Source organism: Chryseobacterium sp. AG844, from assembly GCF_003182335.1.
Taxonomy (GTDB): domain Bacteria; phylum Bacteroidota; class Bacteroidia; order Flavobacteriales; family Weeksellaceae; genus Chryseobacterium; species Chryseobacterium cupriresistens.
This window is the reverse complement of record NZ_QGTV01000014.1, coordinates 74,984-92,612: the sequence shown is the minus strand read 5'-3', so window position 1 is coordinate 92,612 and position 17,629 is coordinate 74,984. Positions and strand designations below refer to the sequence as shown.

Annotated in this window: 17 protein-coding genes; 10 read left to right on the top strand and 7 right to left on the bottom strand. The window is 35.4% G+C overall.

All coding sequences use genetic code 11. The features are described 5' to 3' along the window. Nucleotides 1-30: 30 nt before the first annotated feature. On the bottom strand, nt 31-570 hold the full coding sequence (locus DEU40_RS14570) for a hypothetical protein (protein WP_110010497.1): 540 nt from the start codon (nt 568-570) through the stop codon (nt 31-33). Nucleotides 571-783: 213 nt separating this feature from the next. Here DEU40_RS14570 and DEU40_RS14565 point away from each other — a divergent pair, with 213 nt between their 5' ends. The 5 genes from DEU40_RS14565 (at nt 784) to qatD (ending at nt 5,902) form a co-directional block, all read left to right on the top strand. Next, entirely contained in the window at nt 784-1,017 is a 234-nt protein-coding gene (locus tag DEU40_RS14565) for a helix-turn-helix domain-containing protein (protein WP_047486272.1), read from the top strand. A gap of 167 nt (nt 1,018-1,184) precedes the next feature. Next, nucleotides 1,185-3,080, top strand: a complete 1,896-nt coding sequence (locus DEU40_RS14560) for a P-loop NTPase fold protein (RefSeq protein ID WP_110010496.1) — start codon at nt 1,185-1,187, stop codon at nt 3,078-3,080. A gap of 1 nt (nt 3,081) precedes the next feature. After that, the gene (locus DEU40_RS14555; protein ID WP_110010495.1) at nt 3,082-3,822 is read left to right on the top strand and encodes a hypothetical protein; all 741 of its coding nucleotides are present in this window, start codon (nt 3,082-3,084) and stop codon (nt 3,820-3,822) included. A 2-nt stretch (nt 3,823-3,824) separates the two neighbouring features. Further along, entirely contained in the window at nt 3,825-5,174 is a 1,350-nt protein-coding gene (gene qatC, locus DEU40_RS14550) for a Qat anti-phage system QueC-like protein QatC (protein ID WP_110010494.1), read from the top strand. Further along, nucleotides 5,171-5,902, top strand: a complete 732-nt coding sequence (gene qatD, locus DEU40_RS14545; RefSeq protein ID WP_110010493.1) for a Qat anti-phage system TatD family nuclease QatD — start codon at nt 5,171-5,173, stop codon at nt 5,900-5,902. The genes qatC and qatD overlap by 4 nt, the downstream gene beginning before the upstream one ends. Before the next feature lie 167 nt (nt 5,903-6,069). Here the strand turns inward: qatD and DEU40_RS14540 are convergent, their stop codons facing one another. Next, a complete protein-coding gene (locus DEU40_RS14540; RefSeq protein WP_110010527.1) occupies nt 6,070-6,741 on the bottom strand; it encodes a hypothetical protein in 672 nt (223 codons plus the stop codon). A 449-nt stretch (nt 6,742-7,190) separates the two neighbouring features. On the opposite strand from DEU40_RS14540, the gene DEU40_RS14535 reads away from it, so the two are divergent. From DEU40_RS14535 to DEU40_RS14520, 4 genes are all read left to right on the top strand, one after another. Further along, entirely contained in the window at nt 7,191-7,643 is a 453-nt protein-coding gene (locus tag DEU40_RS14535; RefSeq protein WP_110010492.1) for a PA2169 family four-helix-bundle protein, read from the top strand. A 106-nt stretch (nt 7,644-7,749) separates the two neighbouring features. Continuing rightward, the gene (locus DEU40_RS14530) at nt 7,750-8,298 is read left to right on the top strand and encodes a type 1 glutamine amidotransferase domain-containing protein (RefSeq protein ID WP_110010491.1); all 549 of its coding nucleotides are present in this window, start codon (nt 7,750-7,752) and stop codon (nt 8,296-8,298) included. A 122-nt stretch (nt 8,299-8,420) separates the two neighbouring features. Further along, entirely contained in the window at nt 8,421-8,738 is a 318-nt protein-coding gene (locus DEU40_RS14525) for a hypothetical protein (RefSeq protein WP_110010490.1), read from the top strand. 55 nt (nt 8,739-8,793) lie between these two features. Next, on the top strand, nt 8,794-8,964 hold the full coding sequence (locus DEU40_RS14520) for a lmo0937 family membrane protein (RefSeq protein ID WP_047433678.1): 171 nt from the start codon (nt 8,794-8,796) through the stop codon (nt 8,962-8,964). Nucleotides 8,965-9,062: 98 nt separating this feature from the next. Here the strand turns inward: DEU40_RS14520 and DEU40_RS14515 are convergent, their stop codons facing one another. From DEU40_RS14515 to egtD, 4 genes are read right to left on the bottom strand one after another with little or no spacing between them, the layout of a single operon-like run. Beyond that, nucleotides 9,063-10,628: an ABC transporter permease/substrate-binding protein gene (locus tag DEU40_RS14515; protein WP_110010489.1), complete on the bottom strand. Its 1,566-nt coding sequence runs from the start codon at nt 10,626-10,628 to the stop codon at nt 9,063-9,065. Continuing rightward, nucleotides 10,625-11,545: an ABC transporter ATP-binding protein gene (locus DEU40_RS14510; RefSeq protein WP_110010488.1), complete on the bottom strand. Its 921-nt coding sequence runs from the start codon at nt 11,543-11,545 to the stop codon at nt 10,625-10,627. Before DEU40_RS14510 ends, DEU40_RS14515 begins: the two co-directional genes overlap by 4 nt. 8 nt (nt 11,546-11,553) lie before the next feature. Then, nucleotides 11,554-12,744: an ergothioneine biosynthesis protein EgtB gene (egtB, locus tag DEU40_RS14505; RefSeq protein WP_110010487.1), complete on the bottom strand. Its 1,191-nt coding sequence runs from the start codon at nt 12,742-12,744 to the stop codon at nt 11,554-11,556. Between the two features lie 18 nt (nt 12,745-12,762). Continuing rightward, nucleotides 12,763-13,743, bottom strand: coding sequence for an L-histidine N(alpha)-methyltransferase (gene egtD, locus DEU40_RS14500; protein WP_110010486.1), 981 nt, complete (start codon nt 13,741-13,743; stop codon nt 12,763-12,765). A 348-nt stretch (nt 13,744-14,091) separates the two neighbouring features. On the opposite strand from egtD, the gene DEU40_RS14495 reads away from it, so the two are divergent. Continuing rightward, entirely contained in the window at nt 14,092-16,488 is a 2,397-nt protein-coding gene (locus DEU40_RS14495) for a hypothetical protein (RefSeq protein ID WP_110010485.1), read from the top strand. Between the two features lie 257 nt (nt 16,489-16,745). On the opposite strand, the gene DEU40_RS14490 is transcribed toward DEU40_RS14495, so the two are convergent. Next, nucleotides 16,746-17,366, bottom strand: a complete 621-nt coding sequence (locus DEU40_RS14490; protein WP_110010484.1) for a hypothetical protein — start codon at nt 17,364-17,366, stop codon at nt 16,746-16,748. Nucleotides 17,367-17,629 lie beyond the last annotated feature (263 nt).

Here is a 17,629-nt window from a genome sequence, read left to right as displayed (position 1 = left end):
ATGCCCCTGAAAAAGGGGCATTTTTTATTTTTAATGGGTTTCAGCTATCTTCTTTTCTCTTCTTCTCTGAAGAATAAGGTGTGCAGCATCCAGCATTTTCACCGTATGAATATAGGGCATAACGATATTCCTTTCCGGTAGATTTTCATAAACACCCATTGAAAAATAGACGATTCCGGACATAAAATAATCAAATTCTTTGAGGGTGTAGGCACTGAAGGCTTTTTTGAAAACCAGCAGAGGATTCCGGTATTCTTTCTCCGAAAGCAGACCAAGAACCCAAGGGGAAATCTTTTCCGATTGTGTATCGACCGTCCATTTTCTGTCCTTCAGCATCATGAGATATCCTGCCCGGATCAATGACCTCATCGACTGATGAAACTGGAAGATCACCGCCGGATCTTCATGGATCCAGCTGTTTCTCTTTACCGCATAATTCATAATGTTGCTGAGCCTTTCTTTGGAAACATCCAGCTCATTGAACTGAAAGAAAGTTTCTATCAGCTGCAAGCCGGAGTTCTTCTTTTCTGTCCGAAACCGGGGATCGAAGTTTGTTTTGCTTTTTTTCATTGTTTGTGTTTTTTAGTGTTGAAATTTTTCTTAACCATTAAGAGCTTTTGAGGGATGAAGAACCGTTAAGGAATAGCTGAAGCTATTTTTTAAGCGAACCGTTTTATCTTCTTCAATTTTCTTAATGGCTTATTTTTTATAAATGTAAGAAAAGAAATTCAATTACGGTCGATCGACCGTAATTTTTTATTATTTAATTATTTCATTTGTCACATGACAGATATAAACGAAAAAATTTGTTTATACATTACAAAGAAATGGTTGATACCTTGGCTTCAGGAAGGCAAGTCACAAAATTCTTTTGCCAAAAATCATGGTGTAGAAGAAAGCACCATTAGAAAAATTAAAAGTGAAGAAACTTACAGAATACCTGTTGAAACACTTTTTAAAATATGCGAAGCAAGAAAAATTAGTTTATCTGATTTCTTTAAACTTATAAATGAATAATCCTGACGAGAGTTGGGATTTTTTTTTGCGAAATTTTCAAATCTTTAAGAAATTCCGTGAAAATACGGATTAAAAATTTTAAGAGGCTTTTTATTTTTGGCATTTACGGAAATCCGTAATTACTTTCAAGCTATTACATATATTTTAGACTTATAAAAAATTAACAAATGTGGGCAGACAATGAAACATCTGAAGATTTATTAGGATTTAAGGTACATGCAGATTTATTAATAGACGTTATTAATGACAAAAATGTTTTACCAATTACAATAGGAGTTTTTGGAGATTGGGGAAGTGGAAAATCAAGTGTCTTACAAATAATTAAAAATGAATTTGAGAGTGAAGAAAACAAGGAATCACTATGTATATATTTCAACGGCTGGACATTTGAAGGTTACGATGATGCAAAAGCAGCATTATTAAATTCTATTCTTAAAGAAATAGATGGTAATAAAAAATTGTCCTCCGAGGTAAAAGATACTGTAAAAAATAAAGCTAAAAAACTTTGGAAATCTATTGATTGGATGAGAGGAGCAGGCATGTTGTTAAAAAATATTGCTCTTCCTGCCGTTTCAGCTTATTTTACCGGAGGGACTAGTTTGATTCCTTATACGATTCAAAAAATATCTGAATGGAGTAACGATCCACAGAAAATCATTGAAAAATTACAATCGGATGAAGGTAAAAAACTATATGAATCTTTTTTAAAAGAGAGCAAGGATGAAAGCGTACAACAAATTAATGCAGTTGCAGATTTCCGTAATGATTTTTCTGAATTACTCGAATCCACAAACTTCAAAAGGCTTATAGTAATTGTTGATGATTTAGATAGATGTACTCCTGAAAGAATTATTGAAAACTTAGAAGCAATAAAGTTATTTTTAAATGTACCCAAAACAGCATTTATTATTGGTGCTGATCCACGAATAGTGAAACATGCAATAGAACAAAAATATAAAAATAATAAAGAAATAGAAGAAGATAATAATAGAATTGTTATTGATTATTTAGAAAAATTAATTCAATTACCATATTCTTTACCACGACTTTCCGATTCGGAAGTTGAGACGTATATTTCTATGCTTGTTTGTAAAAAAGAATTAGAAGAAACTCAGTTTATCAAAGTTTTGGATGGGTTCAAACAATTTAGAGAGAAAAACAAATATTCTTCCTTTGGATTATCAAATTTTGAAAGTATTTTAAGTGCAAATGACTTTCAAAAAGTAAAATCAAACATTATAACAATTCCATCTCTAGTACCATTAATAACTAGTAGTTTGTATGGCAATCCACGCCAAATCAAACGATTTTTAAATACCTACACAATTAGAAAGAGATTGGCAAAAGTTGCGTCTATTGAGAACTTTCAGGATGCAATTCTAGCAAAACTCATGATTTTAGAATACTCTGAACCCAAACTTTTTAAGCAACTTTTTATTTGGCAGACAGATAAAGAAGGAACTCCTGAAGAGATCAGTGAAATTGAAGGCATCTGCAAGGATAAGGATTTAAACAAACTACTAACCGAACTAGCAGACTCAAAATTTAAAGATTGGAATAGGCCCAAAATAATAAATTGGCTTCAAGTAGAACCTTCACTACAAAGTGTTGATTTAAGGGATTATTTCTGGATAGCACGGGATAAATTGAATGACTCAATATCAGCTTCAAGTCTGATTCCTCCAATTGTAAAGGTACTCTTCAATGAGCTTCAACCCGATCAGATGACATCAACAGTAACAAGGAAAATAATAGAAGATAAGTTTAAGGAATTAAATGATGCTGAAAAAGAAGCATTCTTCAATTTATTATCCACCACTTTAAAGCGTAATCCTATTTCTAAAAGGAATTATGAAATATTCAATGAGTTAATAGAATTAAAAATAGAAAATGCTCCTTATCATTATATAGAATCACTAAAAGTTATAAATGATTTAGATATAGATGCATCTATAGGATTAAGACTAAAGAATTATAAATCACATCCAAATATGGGTGACTTTTTATCTGATTATTTTAAAGATAAGAAGTCTAAAGCAGCAAAAGCATTTAATTTAAAATAATATGGGAACATCTAAATCTTTTTCTGATGTTAAACACTCTATGGTTCCTAACTGGAAAAACTTGAGTTCTTCTTTAACATCAAATTGTAATGGATCAACATTATCTACCGAAAAAAAACAAGCAATTATGAACAACTTTGTCTCTTCTTTAGGAGGATCCGCTATAGGAGGACGAGGAGGGTCAAAGGTAGGAGGACAAAGTGGTATCAAAACAGCAAAGAAAATTGGAGGCTTTCTCTCAAAATTTGTTAGTTCAAATAATAAAATTCGAGAGGCACTTACTTTTATAGGAATTACTAACCTTGATAACAAAAGTGTTAATGATATTATAAATCATCTAATTGAATATTGTTCAACTGATTCAAGTTCAATTGATGATATTGCAGCAAAAGAAGCTACTAGACTATTAATGGAAGAATTAATAGGTCAAGCAAATTCCATAGATGAAGTAGAAACTCTCTTATCAGAAAAGTTTGAATCTAGTTCTTTAGAAGATATTATAATTGGATATTTTGGAAATTATATCAACGAACTTTTATCAAAATGGTTTTATGAGAATTTAATTAAAAATAAGAATGAAAATGATTGTAACAGCCTTTTTTCACAAATTAAGAGTTTCATCAAGGAAAGAGTTTCAGATATGCATAAAACAAATCCATTACAAAATGTTGATTGGGGATCAAATGATGCCGATACACTAATAAAAAATATTCAACAAGATGTATTAACCGTTTTTGAATAATTATGAAAGTAACAATAAAATTCGACCCAGCACAAGAAGGAAAATTTTCTAATATAAAGCTTTGCTTCATAGAAAATGGCATAGAAAGAAAGGTTCCTTTAACTTTTCTTAAATATGAAAATGTTTTCGATTTTAATGTAGATTTTACTACATTACGTTTCGATTTCTTTCTAATTTCTGCATTAGTATATGGTGTAGATAATTTATTTAATAGAGAAAAATATTCTAATGATGGTTGGACAAGAGATTTAGAGGTGGATTTTCCTGTCCATAACCTTAGCACTTGGCAAGGAAAAGAAATAAAATTAAAGAAAATCTTAGATTTTTTAACTGGTGATTATTGGACTATAAATTTTATCCAAAACTCACATGTGGAATATTATTTCCCTCGACAAAGAAGACGAAAAATTCCAGTTTACGACAAAAATTCAATAAAATCAGCAAGTCTTTTTTCAGGAGGTTTAGATTCTTTAATAGGAGTAATTGACGAACTTGAAAAATTAAATCCAAATGAAAGAATTTTATTGATTTCCCATTTTGATTATAAATCATCAGGCCCAAATGGAGACCAAAAAAGGTTATTAAATTATCTACAACGAAATTATCCAAATAAATTTTATTGGGTACAATCCAAATTAGCTCTTAGCAGAAAAGATGATAATGACAATAATATATTTATTGAAAATAATTATAGAAGTCGATCTTTATTTTTTATTGGTTTAGGAATATACATATCACCAATTAACACTTTAATAATTCCTGAAAACGGAACAATTTCTATTAACTATCCCTTAACACCTTCTAGGGTTAGCTCCTTGAGTACTAGAACAACGCATCCATTTGTTTTAAAGAACTTAAAAGAATTATTATTGGAAATAGGATTACCAATACAATTAGAAAATCCATATTCATTCTCTACAAAAGGCGAAATGATTGAAAACTGTTCAAACCCAAGAGCTTTGCAGTCAAGTTTTAGCTTATCCGTTTCCTGTGGTAAAAGAGGAAGAAAGCAACATTGGGCTATAAAAACAGGAACTGAACAATGTGGAAAATGTATGCCTTGTATATACAGAAGAGCTGCTTTAAATAAAATAAATCTAGATAATGAAATCTTTGGTAATGACATCTTACAACAGTCTTCATTAACTAATGATTTACCAGCATTATTTAGCTATTTAAATCGAAACATTTCCCTAGAAAAAATGAAAAGAGACATATTAATTAACGGCAATATAGATATTGATAACTTGGAAAACTACGCACAAATGGTTTTAAGGTCAAAAGATGAAGTTCTACAATTATTTAGAGATAAAGGTAATAACTTTACCAAATCTAAATTAGGACTTTTATGATTATAGACACCCATTGTCATATTGATTTATACCCAACCCCAGAAAAGGTATTACAAGAATGTATAGATACTAATATGATGGTAATTTCAATGACAAATCTGCCTAGCCATTTTGAAATGGGATATCCACATTTTAGAAACTTAAAAAAGATTAGATTAGCTTTAGGAATGCATCCATTATATGCAGAAATCCATAAAAAAGAATTTGGATTATTCTTAAAAAACCTTCCTAAGACATCCTATATAGGAGAAATTGGGCTAGATTTTTCAAAAGAGGGATATGCTACGAAGAATATACAAATTGAATCTTTTACTAAAATATTGGAAACCATTTCAGGAAAGAAGAAAATTTTAAGTATACATTCAAGAGGCGCGGAAAAAGAAGTTCTTGAACTTTTAAAAATGTACAATATAAAGTCTGCTATATTTCACTGGTACTCTGGGTCTTTAAAGCTTATTGATAAAATTGTTAATGAAGGATATTATTTCTCAATTAATCCAGCAATGATTAAATCTGAAAAAGGAAGGAAAATTATTGAAAAAATACCAATTACTAATCTATTAACAGAAACAGATGGTCCATTTACTAATATCAATGGAAATATATTAAGACCTATAGATGTTATTAATGTAAATAATTATTTTTCAAGCGCTTGGGGCAAAACCATTTTTGACGTTGAAAAGATAATTTCATTAAACTTTCGAAAACTATTAGCGAACATAAAATAATATAATTTTAGTCCCAATTTAATTACATAGTAGAAGTTAGAATTCATTTTTCAGCTCTCTCCAATATTGGATTATTTAATAATTTTCGTTTAATCACCCCATAGCAAAAACTTTCTCCAAAGTCAGAAGACTTTGGAGAAAGTTTTTGCTGACGATTCATAAAAAACCTACACCTTCCTAATTTCATTCCGCGTCAGACTGATATAATTAAACATACAAAACGTCGCCACCGCCCCGAAAGTATGCCACAAAAAGTGGGTTCCGAAGCTGAACCATTCCCATTTATCAGCGATACGGAAAGTCAGTGCAAAAACAAAGGACAGCACCGCAAAGCCTACCCATTTGCCGGCTTTCCATTGGGTATACATCAGATACCTGAGTACCGAGAAAACTACCAATGAGGCCATGATGGCATAATTGACGTTGATAAAAAGGGAAGGATTATCATTCAGAATCCAGTTTCTTAAAGCAAACATCAGAGCGACATATCCCAGAACCATTACAGCAGCATAATACCATCGGGTGCTCTGTGCTACAAAATAAAACCCGGCAGACAGGCATAATAGCATAATCGGAAGCCAGTCCATCATAATAAATACTGGCCATTGTCTGAAAGAATGGTAAACCGTTCCCCCAATGGCACCGATATATAATAAAACCAGGCAGTAGGTTAAAAAAGGATATTCTTTGAAGTTACCTTTCAGCTTAATGGTCCAGAAAATGGCTATGGCTAAAAACAATAAGGCTGTTAATGCATTGAAAGGCTCAGGGAACAACTGAGTCATATCTGTTTCTTTGTATAACAGGCCTCCATCCGGAGGTATCGGGTTTATCGACATTGTCTTTTTTATATTATATGGATAGGCCTGTTTTAGGATGTAAAATACAAACACAAGCCATTTTTTCTAAACATGAGTAAATCATACACTTACTTCTTCTAAATATAGAAAAAATTATGGCATCATCTATCTGCGTGCCCAAATTATATTTTATTGCAACTGTCCTCCTACTCCATCAAAGAAGCCAAAGCTGAAACTGTTATCAATTCTTTTTGCTGATAAAATAGCTAGCGGTAAATGCTTTTCAAGGAGGTATTTATTCGCCAGCACAAAACTAATAAACCTCTGTGGTGCTTTTGATTATGGAGTTCTTTGCAGTTCTTCAGGTATTTTTAATTAAGATTTGTTTTCAAAATTTTAAGTTTTTTTTAAATACCACATCTTTGCAGATATGCCGTTTGAGGCACAGCACTTGCAAAGTTCATAGTACCAATTTAAAATATAAAAATATGAACAACGAGAAAACAGTTTCAGTATTGAATGATTTACTGAACATTACCAACGACAGAATTCAGGGATTTTCAAAAGTGGAAGACAAAGTATGGGACGAGTATCCACAGCTGAGAGCAGATTATGATACCATGGTAGCCCAGTCTCACAAGATGAAAAACGAATTGAGCAATCTGATTACGGAAAGAGGCGGCACACCGGATCAATCAGGATCTACTGCAGGAGCCATCCACAGAGCATGGATTGATGTTAAAAATTCTTTTGCTGCAGATACAGCCGGCTCTACGTTAGGAAATGTTGTATATGGTGAAAGTGCTGCTATAGATGCGTATCAGGATGCATTAGACAGCGGTGATCTTTGCCCGGAAAGTTCCAGAGTGGTATTGGATCAGCTTCATCAGCTCAAGGCTTCTCATGATAAATTTGAAGTTCTTGAAGATCTAAAGAAGTAGATATCCTCTTTCTCATGAGGTAAGTTTTTATTTAATCATCACACAACAATCGGACGTTGTAATCGGAGGTCATAAACCTTCCGAACTTAACACAAAAAACAGTACTATGTCAAAGAAAATCGCAATACTGGCCACACATGGCTTTGAAGAGAGTGAATTAAGTTCACCTAAAGAATATCTGGAACAACAGGGATGGACCGCCCATATTGTAAGTCCAGAACCGGGAAGCATTAAAGCCTGGGCAGAAAAAGACTGGGGAAAGGAATATCCTGTAGATCAAACGCTGGACAATGCAGCCGCTTCAGACTATGATGCGCTGGTATTACCGGGAGGAGTTATTAATCCCGATCAGCTGAGGACCAATGAAAAAGCACTCACCTTTGTAAAGGATTTTTTTGCCCAGCATAAACCTGTAGCAGCCATTTGCCACGGACCGCAGGTACTGATCAACGCGGGTGTGGTAGAAGGCCGGAATCTGACTTCCGTCAACTCCATCAGCCAGGATTTAAAAAATGCAGGCGCACGCTGGGAAGACAGCGAGGTGGTAGTAGATGAGGGACTTGTTACGAGCAGAACACCAAAAGATCTTCCTGCCTTTAATGCCAAAATGGTAGAAGAGATCAGGGAAGGAAAACATACAGAACAAACGCTCTGAAACAAATAAAGTCTGGCTCTGCCAGGCTTTTTCTTTTCATCAAACATTTATATGCCTAAAAAGTACCACATTTCTATCTTATGGCAAAAAAATTGTAATTATTAAAATCAAATCACAATCGTATGAACAATATAGTAAAAATTACATTGGCTCTTGCAGCAGGAAGTTCTTTGCTTTATATGGGCCTGCGAAAGAAAGGCAAGAAAAGCAAAGTATATCTTGCCCCTGACGGAAACACTTATAAAGAAAACCAGATTTACCGTACTTACGATAATAAGCTTTATAAGAACGGCAAGGAGTTTCATTATTCCATGCCACAGTTAGAGGATGATCAGTCTTTCAATAAAAATTACAGTACGGTTACTGATACTGTTTATTCCAACTATAAAACCGATCATAAAAGCACCCAATATCACCACAAAGGTATAAGGCATCAATAAAACGAGGCCGCAGCTATACACTACACCACAACACTAACCACAAAAAGATAATAGTATGAGAAATTTATTATGGCTTGTTGCAGTCATCTGCATCGCAGTCTGGCTACTCGGAATGCTTGGAATCATTCCCGGTATGGACACAGGAAGTTTAATCCACACCCTTCTGGTGGTTGCCATTATTGTCGTTCTGATCAATATTTTTACCGGCAGAAAGCCTCTTAATTAAAAACAAAAAAATCAGAGTAGAACACCATCTACTCTGATTAATTTTAATAAGCTATATAAGATAAGGTTAGAATTCTTTTTGTTGAAAACTGTGCGTCATCATTGGGAATCCATATATTTTTTCAGGTCTGAAATAGTTTTAATTTTAAGTTCATCAGCCTGTTTCCTCCGCATCATCAAAGCATATGCATTGTTAAAACCAAGTGGCTGCAGCCATTCAATTCCGTATTGTTTCTGAAATTCCCGGTTGACATACTCCAATGTTTTTTCCGGACTTTTAGAGACTTCTTCTATCGTTTTTGCCGAAGGTTTCAGCAAAACAAGCAGTCCGGTTCCTGTGTATTCAGGATATACATCAATGGCGTCATTCATCAGGGCATCAAAGCAGATTTTCGTTCCGCCGAGCCCTGTTTTTGTTTCTACTTTATAATCTGTGTAGCCTTCAATGAGCATTTTGTACATTTCGGCCAGAATATATTGCTCACCAAAAATTTTGGATCCGATTTTTATGGTTTGGGAATTTCCTTTGCGTGGATCTTTATATAAATTTGTTTTCATTAAAAAATCTTTAGCAATTTTTTCGGGAGTCTGTTTAAGATAATCGGCTTTGTAATTCAGTTCTGTCATGATAGAATCATTGAATTTACCTGCCAAAAGGTTCAGTGTTTTTTCCAGTCCGGGAAATTTTTCCAATGTTTTTGTTTTGATTACCGGAGCCGCAAAATAAGGAGGAAAAATCTTTCTGTCATCTTCCAGAACATACAAATTAAAAGCTTTGATCCTTCCGTCTGTTGAATATCCGCTGATGAGATCCAGCTCTTTTTCGTAGGCTGCTTTGTACATAATGGCATCACTTACAACCAGTGGATGTGCATCAAGCCCATATACCGAACGAAGTCCCAGATTTCCGTCCTGCCGGCCCATAAATTCAGGGGTAAAACCTGCCTTAATCTTATGGTTTGAAACAGAAGTTAAAAGATAAACAATTCCGATAACAGCCAGAGCAGCCGGAATAATATATTTTAATTTCTTTACAGACTGATAGCTTAATTTCTGTAAAACGGCAATGGTCTGATCTAAGAGAACAGCCAGTAAAGCTGCGGGAATTGCACCGGCCAGAATCATATGGGTATTATTAAGGGAAATTCCACCAAAAATAAATTCACCCAAACCGCCTGCCGCCACAAATGAAGCTAAAGTTGCCACCCCCACATTGATCACCGCTGCCGTCCTGATTCCTGCAATAATAACAGGCATCGCCAAAGGAAGCTGAACTTTGAAAAGCAGCTGTTTTCCATTCATTCCCATTGCTTTTGCAGCTTCTGTTACCGCCGGATCTACTTCCGTTATTCCGGTGTATGTATTCCTGATGATCGGTAAAAGAGCATAGATCAGCAATGCAACAATGGCCGGAGCTGCTCCAATCCCGAAAACAGGAATCATAAAACCAAGCAGCGCAATACTGGGAATAGTCTGTAAAATCCCTGCCATTCCTAAAACAGAACCTGATAATTCTCTTTTTCGGGCAATGAGAATTCCTAAAGGCACCCCGATCATGATCGCCAGAAACAGAGATAAAAAAGTGAGTCCCAGATGCTGTACAACCTGATTAAGCAGTTTTTCATGCTGCTCCGTGATAAACTGCCAAAAACTTTGCTCGCTCATACAGTCTGGAATTTTCGGTATTCATTAAATGCTTTAACCAGATTTTCGTAATCTTCGGAAAGGAAAGTATCTGTACTCAGATGTTGCAAAGCGTCCCAAACATTGGTATTATCAGAAAACTGAAGTTCTTCATAGAAACGGCTGCCTTCAATCAGAGAGCTCAGATCTTTCAATCTGGCTACTTTGTATTCCAGTAAAAGCCGGTTTTTAGCAAAAAAATTCTTAACAAAATCATTTTTGGGCTGATACAACATTTCTCCCGGAGTTCCTGTCTGAATAATTTTCCCCTGATCCATCAGGCAGATTTTATGACCTAAATCGAAGGCTTCCTGAACATCGTGAGTCACCAGAATAATGGTTTTACTTTTAAGTTCTTCCAGGGATTTGAATTCTGAATGAATATCACTTTTGGTGATATTGTCCAGCGCTCCGAACGGCTCGTCCATCAGCAAAACAGGGACATCGGCAATCAAAGCCCTGGCAATTCCCACTCTTTGCTGCTGTCCGCCGCTTAATTCATTGGGAAACCGTGTAAGCACGTCTTCAGAGAGATGGAGTTTATCTAAGAGTTCAAGAGTTCTTGCGGCTGTCTTTTTTTTATCCCATTTCAGCAAATCGGGAATAACTGCTATATTCTGTTGTATGGTGTAATGGGGGAACAACCCGGAATGCTGCATGACAAATCCAATTCCCATGCGCAGCTCTTCCGCTTTTTGTAACTGAATATTCTTGCCATCAATCAAAATAGTTCCGGAATCTACTTCGATGAGGCGGTTTATCATTTTCAGCATGGTAGTTTTTCCGCAGCCGCTTGTTCCCAGAAGCACCAGAATTTCCTTATCATTGGCCTGAAAGGAAATATCATCAACTGCTTTTTTTCCGTTAAAACTTTTTGAAACCGATTGAACTGTAATCATAGGCAAAATTATTGTGCAAGTCTGATTCCGGTGAACTGCCACTGTAAATGAGTCGGGAAAAAGTTCCGGTAGGTATTTCTGCTGTGTCCCGGCGGAGTGGCTACCGAAGCACCACGAAGCACCATCTGGTTCACCATGAATTTTCCATTATATTCTCCCACTGCTCCAGCTTCTTTTGTATATCCAGGATACGGAAGATAAGCGGAATTCGTCCACTCCCAGCGGTTTCCCCAGTTGAAACAGGCTGATGCAGCTTCCCATTCAGCTTCGGTTGGCAGGCGTTTTCCTTTCCATGAAGCAAAAGCAGAGGCTTCGAAAAAACTGATATGGCAGACCGCTTCCTCTAAGTCGATTTCCTGTAAGCCGTTTAAAGTATAGTTCATCCACTTCCCATCAATGAAATGCCAGTATAAAGGGGATTTTACATTATTTTGCTTTACCCAGTCCCAACCCTCGGCGTGCCAGTGTCTGAAATCTTCATAGCCTCCGGCTTCCATAAATTCTACATATTCTTTATTGGTCACCAATTGACTGCTAATTTTAAAATCATTCAGATATACCCTATGCCTTCCCAGCTCATTATCAAAACAGAACCCTTCACCTTTAAAACCGATTTCATAAATTCCTTCTGAAAAACTGATCATTTCTGAGTTTCCGGCAGATTCTTTTTTTGAAATATTTTCTTTTTTATAAGCAGGAAATAAAGGATTGTGTCCTAAAATGTATTTGATATCTGTAAGTAACAATTCCTGATGCTGCTGTTCGTGGTTTAACCCTAATTCCAGCAGAGATTCCAATGGCTGTGTAAGATATCCGCTTTGAAGAAATTCATCCATCTTTTGATCCACGTATTCCCGGTATTTAAAGACATCAGAAACAGATGGACGGCTCAGGTTTCCCCTGTCGGTGCGGATAACGCGGGCTCCGATGGTTTCGTAATAACTGTTGAACACAAAATTATACTGAGGATCAAAAACTTCATATCCTGGAAAATTGGACTGTAAAATAAAGGTTTCAAAAAACCAGGTGGTATGGCCCATATGCCATTTCGGAGGGCTCACATCTACGACGGGCTGAACTACATAGTCTTCAATTTCCAGAGGGCCGCAAATCTCAACGGAACGATTTCTAACTTCAAAGTACTTTTTTGTCCAATTTTTATGAGTATTCGCTTTTACAGACAATACATCTTTTTTCATAAAAAAATCATTTTTAAATTATACCATCCAGATAGAATCTACAAACCAGTTTTTAGAATCTTTAATCTCAGCAAGAATATGAAAACCCGAGTCTCCGGCAAGTTTTCTGATATCCTGTTCAGAAAATTTCCGGGAGATCTCCATATCAATCAATTCATCTTTTTTGAAGGTAAACAAACAGTTTCCTATATGAACTTCCTGATCACAAAGACTTACCAGGAAACTTCTGCAATCTCCTGAAACCGGGTCATAATTTTGATAATGCTGGAAATTTTCCAACTTGAAATCTGCTTGCAGTTCGCGGTTGATTCTTGTAAGAAGATTTAGATTGAATGAAGCGGTAATTCCCGCAGGATCATTGTAAGCAGAAAGAATGGTGTGCGGATTTTTCTTGAGGTCAAATCCTACAAGAAACAGATCCCCGGAATTCAGTTTTCTTTTCACTTCACTGCAGAAATGGGCGGCTTCTTCGCTTTCCATATTCCCTATATTTCCACCTAAGAAAAGAACTACCTTTTTCCTTTTCGAAATTCCGGTGGCTTTATCAAGCATATCAAAATACTCTCCTTCCAACGGTAAAACTTCCAGTTTTGGCAGGCTTTTTTTCAGGTTTTCCTGCAAAACAGAAAGAATATTTCCTGAAATATCAATAGGCATATAGGTAAAATTTGTTCCTTTCTCTACTAAATTTCTGAGAAGGTAAGATGATTTCATTGCATCGCCAGCTCCCAGTTCTATCAGATCAAAAGATTCATTAATATTGGAAATTGCTTTTACAAGTTCCTCTGTTTTATTTTGAAATATATCCAGTTCACAATTGGTAAGATAATATTCCGGCATCGCCATGATCTGCTGGAAGAGATGGTCGCCTGTTTTGTCGTAAAAATATTTTGAAGATAATTTTTTCGGATGAGCGGACAATCCTTTTAAAATGTCCGAACCGAAATTATCGGCACCGTCATTTTTAAAATGACAATTCTGTTTTAACTGTACATTCATAGTTTATATTCTGTTTGGTCGTTCATTGAGTACAACTATCTTGCCGACACCGGAATTACTTTCCGCATATCTGTAAGCTTCTCCAATTCATCTAATTAAAGATAGGTTTTATTTGCGGTTTTAATGTACCACATCTCACCTTATTGAGAAAATTATCAATTTTGTCGGGTGATTTTATTAGACTGTATTGTTTTATAAAACATCATATTGTTAAAAAACACCGGTAGTTCTGCAAGTAAAAACTTTAGTAAAAAATAGCCTGTACATTGGATAATTATAAGTTTTTAACCTTTCCGGAAGTCTTTAAATGATTACATTAGCAAAGAATTAAAATGTGCTGAGATTTCTATGAAAAAAATATTCTGTGTAATGCTTCTTTCGATGGTACAGCCTATTATGGCACAAACCAGACTGGAAAAAGCAATTACCAATCTTGAAGATCATTACGAGCAGGAGAAAGTATATGTACTTACCGACAAATCACAATATGCAGCAGGTGATAAAATCTGGTTTAAAAGTTTTGTATTTAACGGTTACAACCGGTCGCCACTCTCTACTACCCTATTTGTAGAACTTTACAATGCTGATAAAAAATTAATCGACTGGAAAACTGTACTTCTTACGAACGGGGAAGGCAGCGGGGATTTTCAACTGAAAGAAGATCTTCCGGAACAGGTTTACTTTGTGAGAGCCTACACTCCTTATATGACTAATTTCAATGAAGACTTCCAGATCGTCAAAACCATTCCGGTTTACAATCCGAACTCTGCGGAATCATTGGTTATTGCAAAAAATTCCGACTGGTCTGCCAAAGTATTTCCGGAAGGCGGAACTTTCATTAACGGCACCTCTACCAAATTTGCTGTAAGGTTATCGGGTAATTCTTCCCTCCCGGAGAGCTGGTCCGGAAAAATAATTGATATTCAAGCTCCCAACACTCCTGTTACTACATTCAAATCTTTTGATAAAAATGTGGCTTCCTTTACAATAACTCCGGCATCAGGAAAAAAATACCAGGCCATTATTCAGGATAATAAAGGAAAAAGCCAGACCATTGATCTGCCGCAAGCTGCAGACAGCGGCCTGAGTATAGAGGTTGTAAGTTCCAAAGAAGGGATAAAATACAACATAAAAGGTATTCATCTGAAACAACAGCTTCAGGGTTATAAAGTTGTAGGACTCATCAACAACCATCTTGCTTACAGAGCCAATATCAACCATCTCGCCAATGAAGTATCCAGTCTTATTCCTACCAAAATAAGCAATGGTGCCAACGGTATTTTACAATTGGTGATTTTTGATGAACAGGATAATATCGTAGCAAAAAGGCTTTGCTTTATAAAACCTGCTGATTTAAAAATTGAGAAAGCAGAAATAATAGGCCAAAGCCTAAAACCAACACCAAGAGCATTCAATAGTATTGATCTTTCCCCCGAGTCTTATTTTAAACATTACACAGTTTTGGTGAGTGAAGATGACGGTAGCCAGACTCCTGAAGAGGAAAATATTCTGAGTGGACTTTGGCTGACGGGAGATTTTACAACAAGAATAGACAGCCCGGCGCAATATTTTTCTAAAAATGCCAACACTGAAGCTCTGGACGCCCTGCTTATTTCAGAAAACTGGAAAAGATTCGACTGGAATTCTGTACTCAGCGGCGCGGCACCCACCATTAAAACACAGTCTCAGCAATATCTTTCTTACAGGGTAAAACCTATTAAAAATAATGCCCTGATGATTAATGCGGCGGTCAATTTACTATCAAAATCGGGTGAAAATCAGCCTGTATTCGGTCAGTTCAAAACAGATCAGAATGGGTATATCTATTTAAACAACCTCAATAATGATGAACCGCTGGAGATCTCGGCCTTTGTGAATTCAGAAAATAAAGAATCAGGAAATGATGATTTATTTGTTACCATAGAACCGTTAGTAACTCCCTCCCCATTTACAGGTAATTTCCCGGCAACCCCATACACATTGGTAAAAACCGACAAAAATAAAAGCCTGCCTCCAACCATTTCCAGAGCGATCAACACTCAGAAAAATACTAAAAAGAAAGAGAGTAATGATATACAAATCCAGGCAGTAGCTTTGGTAGGAAAAAAGAAAGATCCGAAAGCAGAGCTGGATAAACAACTGTCCAGCGGCATGTTCAGTTCTGTCAATTCTACAGTATTTGATTTCGTTAATGAAGACCAGCATATTTCAGGATCAAGCAATATTTTAGACTGGCTGCAGGGAAGAGCTGCCGGCCTGACATTTCAGAAAAACAACTCAGGAGCAAGCGTTCCTTATATCCGCGGGCAGCAGGCTAAGCTCTATTTGGATGAAATACAGACCGATCCTACCATGATTACCAGTCTTCCGGTTAATACTATTGCGATGGTAAAGATCATCAAAGGATCCGGGTTAATAGGCGATGCCGTAGCCATCTATACCATGAAGGGGAATATGAAATCTAAAAGTAATGAAAAAGAATTGAAGAAGAACAATGTATCAATCATCAAAGGATATGATAAACCTTCAGAATTTCCTATTGAAATGATCGATGACGATGCTCCGGAAAAAATTGAAAATGATACCCGCGAAACCCTGTACTGGAACCCTGATTTATTTGACAGCGACTACGTTCCTCCAAGAATTAAATTCTTTAACAACGACAGCGCCAAGCAATATAAAGTTCTGATCATAAGCTTTGATGAAGATGATAATATCCTGTATGATCAGCAGGTTTTAAAATAGTAAAGTAGAGAGACTTAGATAGTCTCTCTATTTTATTTTGAAGAAGAAAGCCCTAAATCATAGTATTCATAAAGATACCGCTACTTTTCTCATTTTTATGCTAATCTACCACAGACTACCGCCTTGTAATAGTTCAACGAAAGTTCTTTAAAGTATTTATTGGTAAGCTTAGAGTCAGGAGGCTTTGCCCAGATGGATAAGGAGAAACCTATTTTTGCCTAATCCCTCAAGCAAAGCCATTCGACATATAGTTTAAGTTAAGATTTTCGGTTTCTAATAATTAATTCCAGATTTCTAATCAGAAAATGAAGGAAAACGCCAATACCAATACAATAAATTGTGATATAATGAATTGTATAAAATATATTGGCTATAGGTGTTAATGGAGACATATTTCCTGTGAATAAAGAAGATGCGCTATAGGGAAGTAATGTTGCATAAGTCCAAAAATTATTTTTGTCTAACTCAACTTTTTTAACTTTGTAGTAGTGGAGTTTATCTTTTAAATAACTAATATCATGAGTGATTACGCTACCAAATTTCATAGAATCCAATTCGTTTTGACCACCAGTCTTTGTAAATTTCCTTTTTAACCCCCCCTTTTTATCAAATATATAAATTGTTGCCATAAAATTCCTTCCAGGAATATTAAAATCAAAATCTGAATGTAATATATGATTCTCTGTAAAAGTTAATTGCTCTAATTCTTTTAACGATTTGTTTAAGATTGTATAATTTGCCAGTTTGATATTTTCAAGAGCTTTAATCTGAGAGGGAATATATTTAGAATCATCAATCCACTCATTCAACACTATCTGTTTTCGATTATCATGAATCGCCGTTTTAAATTCAAAGCTATTTGGGTTACTTTTAAGCATTAAAGTATATAAGAAAGGAAAAGCGACTAAATGTAATATCAACATGACTGCAAGAGATGAAATTGCATATTTAGATTTCTGGTACTTTTTAGAAATCCTATAGAGATATGCACAGGATGACAAGATAATCAGGATTAAGAATGTTGTTGAAAAAAAATTCACCAATACCAAATGATATATTAATTATGGTTAGTATCATATTAGCTTTTATTCGCAAAAATAAATGAGATTATAAAACCTCAATTACGGGAAACCGTATCCGT

Coding starts and splice junctions, on each gene's coding strand:
- DEU40_RS14515 (WP_110010489.1), bottom strand. CDS start 10,628: ATGAGCGAGCAAAGTTTTTGGCAGTTTATCACGGAGCAGCATGAAAAA.
- DEU40_RS14535 (WP_110010492.1), top strand. CDS start 7,191: ATGAACAACGAGAAAACAGTTTCAGTATTGAATGATTTACTGAACATT.
- DEU40_RS14510 (WP_110010488.1), bottom strand. CDS start 11,545: ATGATTACAGTTCAATCGGTTTCAAAAAGTTTTAACGGAAAAAAAGCA.
- DEU40_RS14490 (WP_110010484.1), bottom strand. CDS start 17,366: ATGCTTAAAAGTAACCCAAATAGCTTTGAATTTAAAACGGCGATTCAT.
- egtD (WP_110010486.1), bottom strand. CDS start 13,743: ATGAATGTACAGTTAAAACAGAATTGTCATTTTAAAAATGACGGTGCC.
- DEU40_RS14530 (WP_110010491.1), top strand. CDS start 7,750: ATGTCAAAGAAAATCGCAATACTGGCCACACATGGCTTTGAAGAGAGT.
- DEU40_RS14540 (WP_110010527.1), bottom strand. CDS start 6,741: ATGTCGATAAACCCGATACCTCCGGATGGAGGCCTGTTATACAAAGAA.
- egtB (WP_110010487.1), bottom strand. CDS start 12,744: ATGAAAAAAGATGTATTGTCTGTAAAAGCGAATACTCATAAAAATTGG.
- DEU40_RS14520 (WP_047433678.1), top strand. CDS start 8,794: ATGAGAAATTTATTATGGCTTGTTGCAGTCATCTGCATCGCAGTCTGG.
- DEU40_RS14560 (WP_110010496.1), top strand. CDS start 1,185: ATGTGGGCAGACAATGAAACATCTGAAGATTTATTAGGATTTAAGGTA.
- DEU40_RS14495 (WP_110010485.1), top strand. CDS start 14,092: ATGAAAAAAATATTCTGTGTAATGCTTCTTTCGATGGTACAGCCTATT.
- DEU40_RS14525 (WP_110010490.1), top strand. CDS start 8,421: ATGAACAATATAGTAAAAATTACATTGGCTCTTGCAGCAGGAAGTTCT.
- DEU40_RS14555 (WP_110010495.1), top strand. CDS start 3,082: ATGGGAACATCTAAATCTTTTTCTGATGTTAAACACTCTATGGTTCCT.
- DEU40_RS14565 (WP_047486272.1), top strand. CDS start 784: ATGACAGATATAAACGAAAAAATTTGTTTATACATTACAAAGAAATGG.
- DEU40_RS14570 (WP_110010497.1), bottom strand. CDS start 570: ATGAAAAAAAGCAAAACAAACTTCGATCCCCGGTTTCGGACAGAAAAG.
- qatC (WP_110010494.1), top strand. CDS start 3,825: ATGAAAGTAACAATAAAATTCGACCCAGCACAAGAAGGAAAATTTTCT.
- qatD (WP_110010493.1), top strand. CDS start 5,171: ATGATTATAGACACCCATTGTCATATTGATTTATACCCAACCCCAGAA.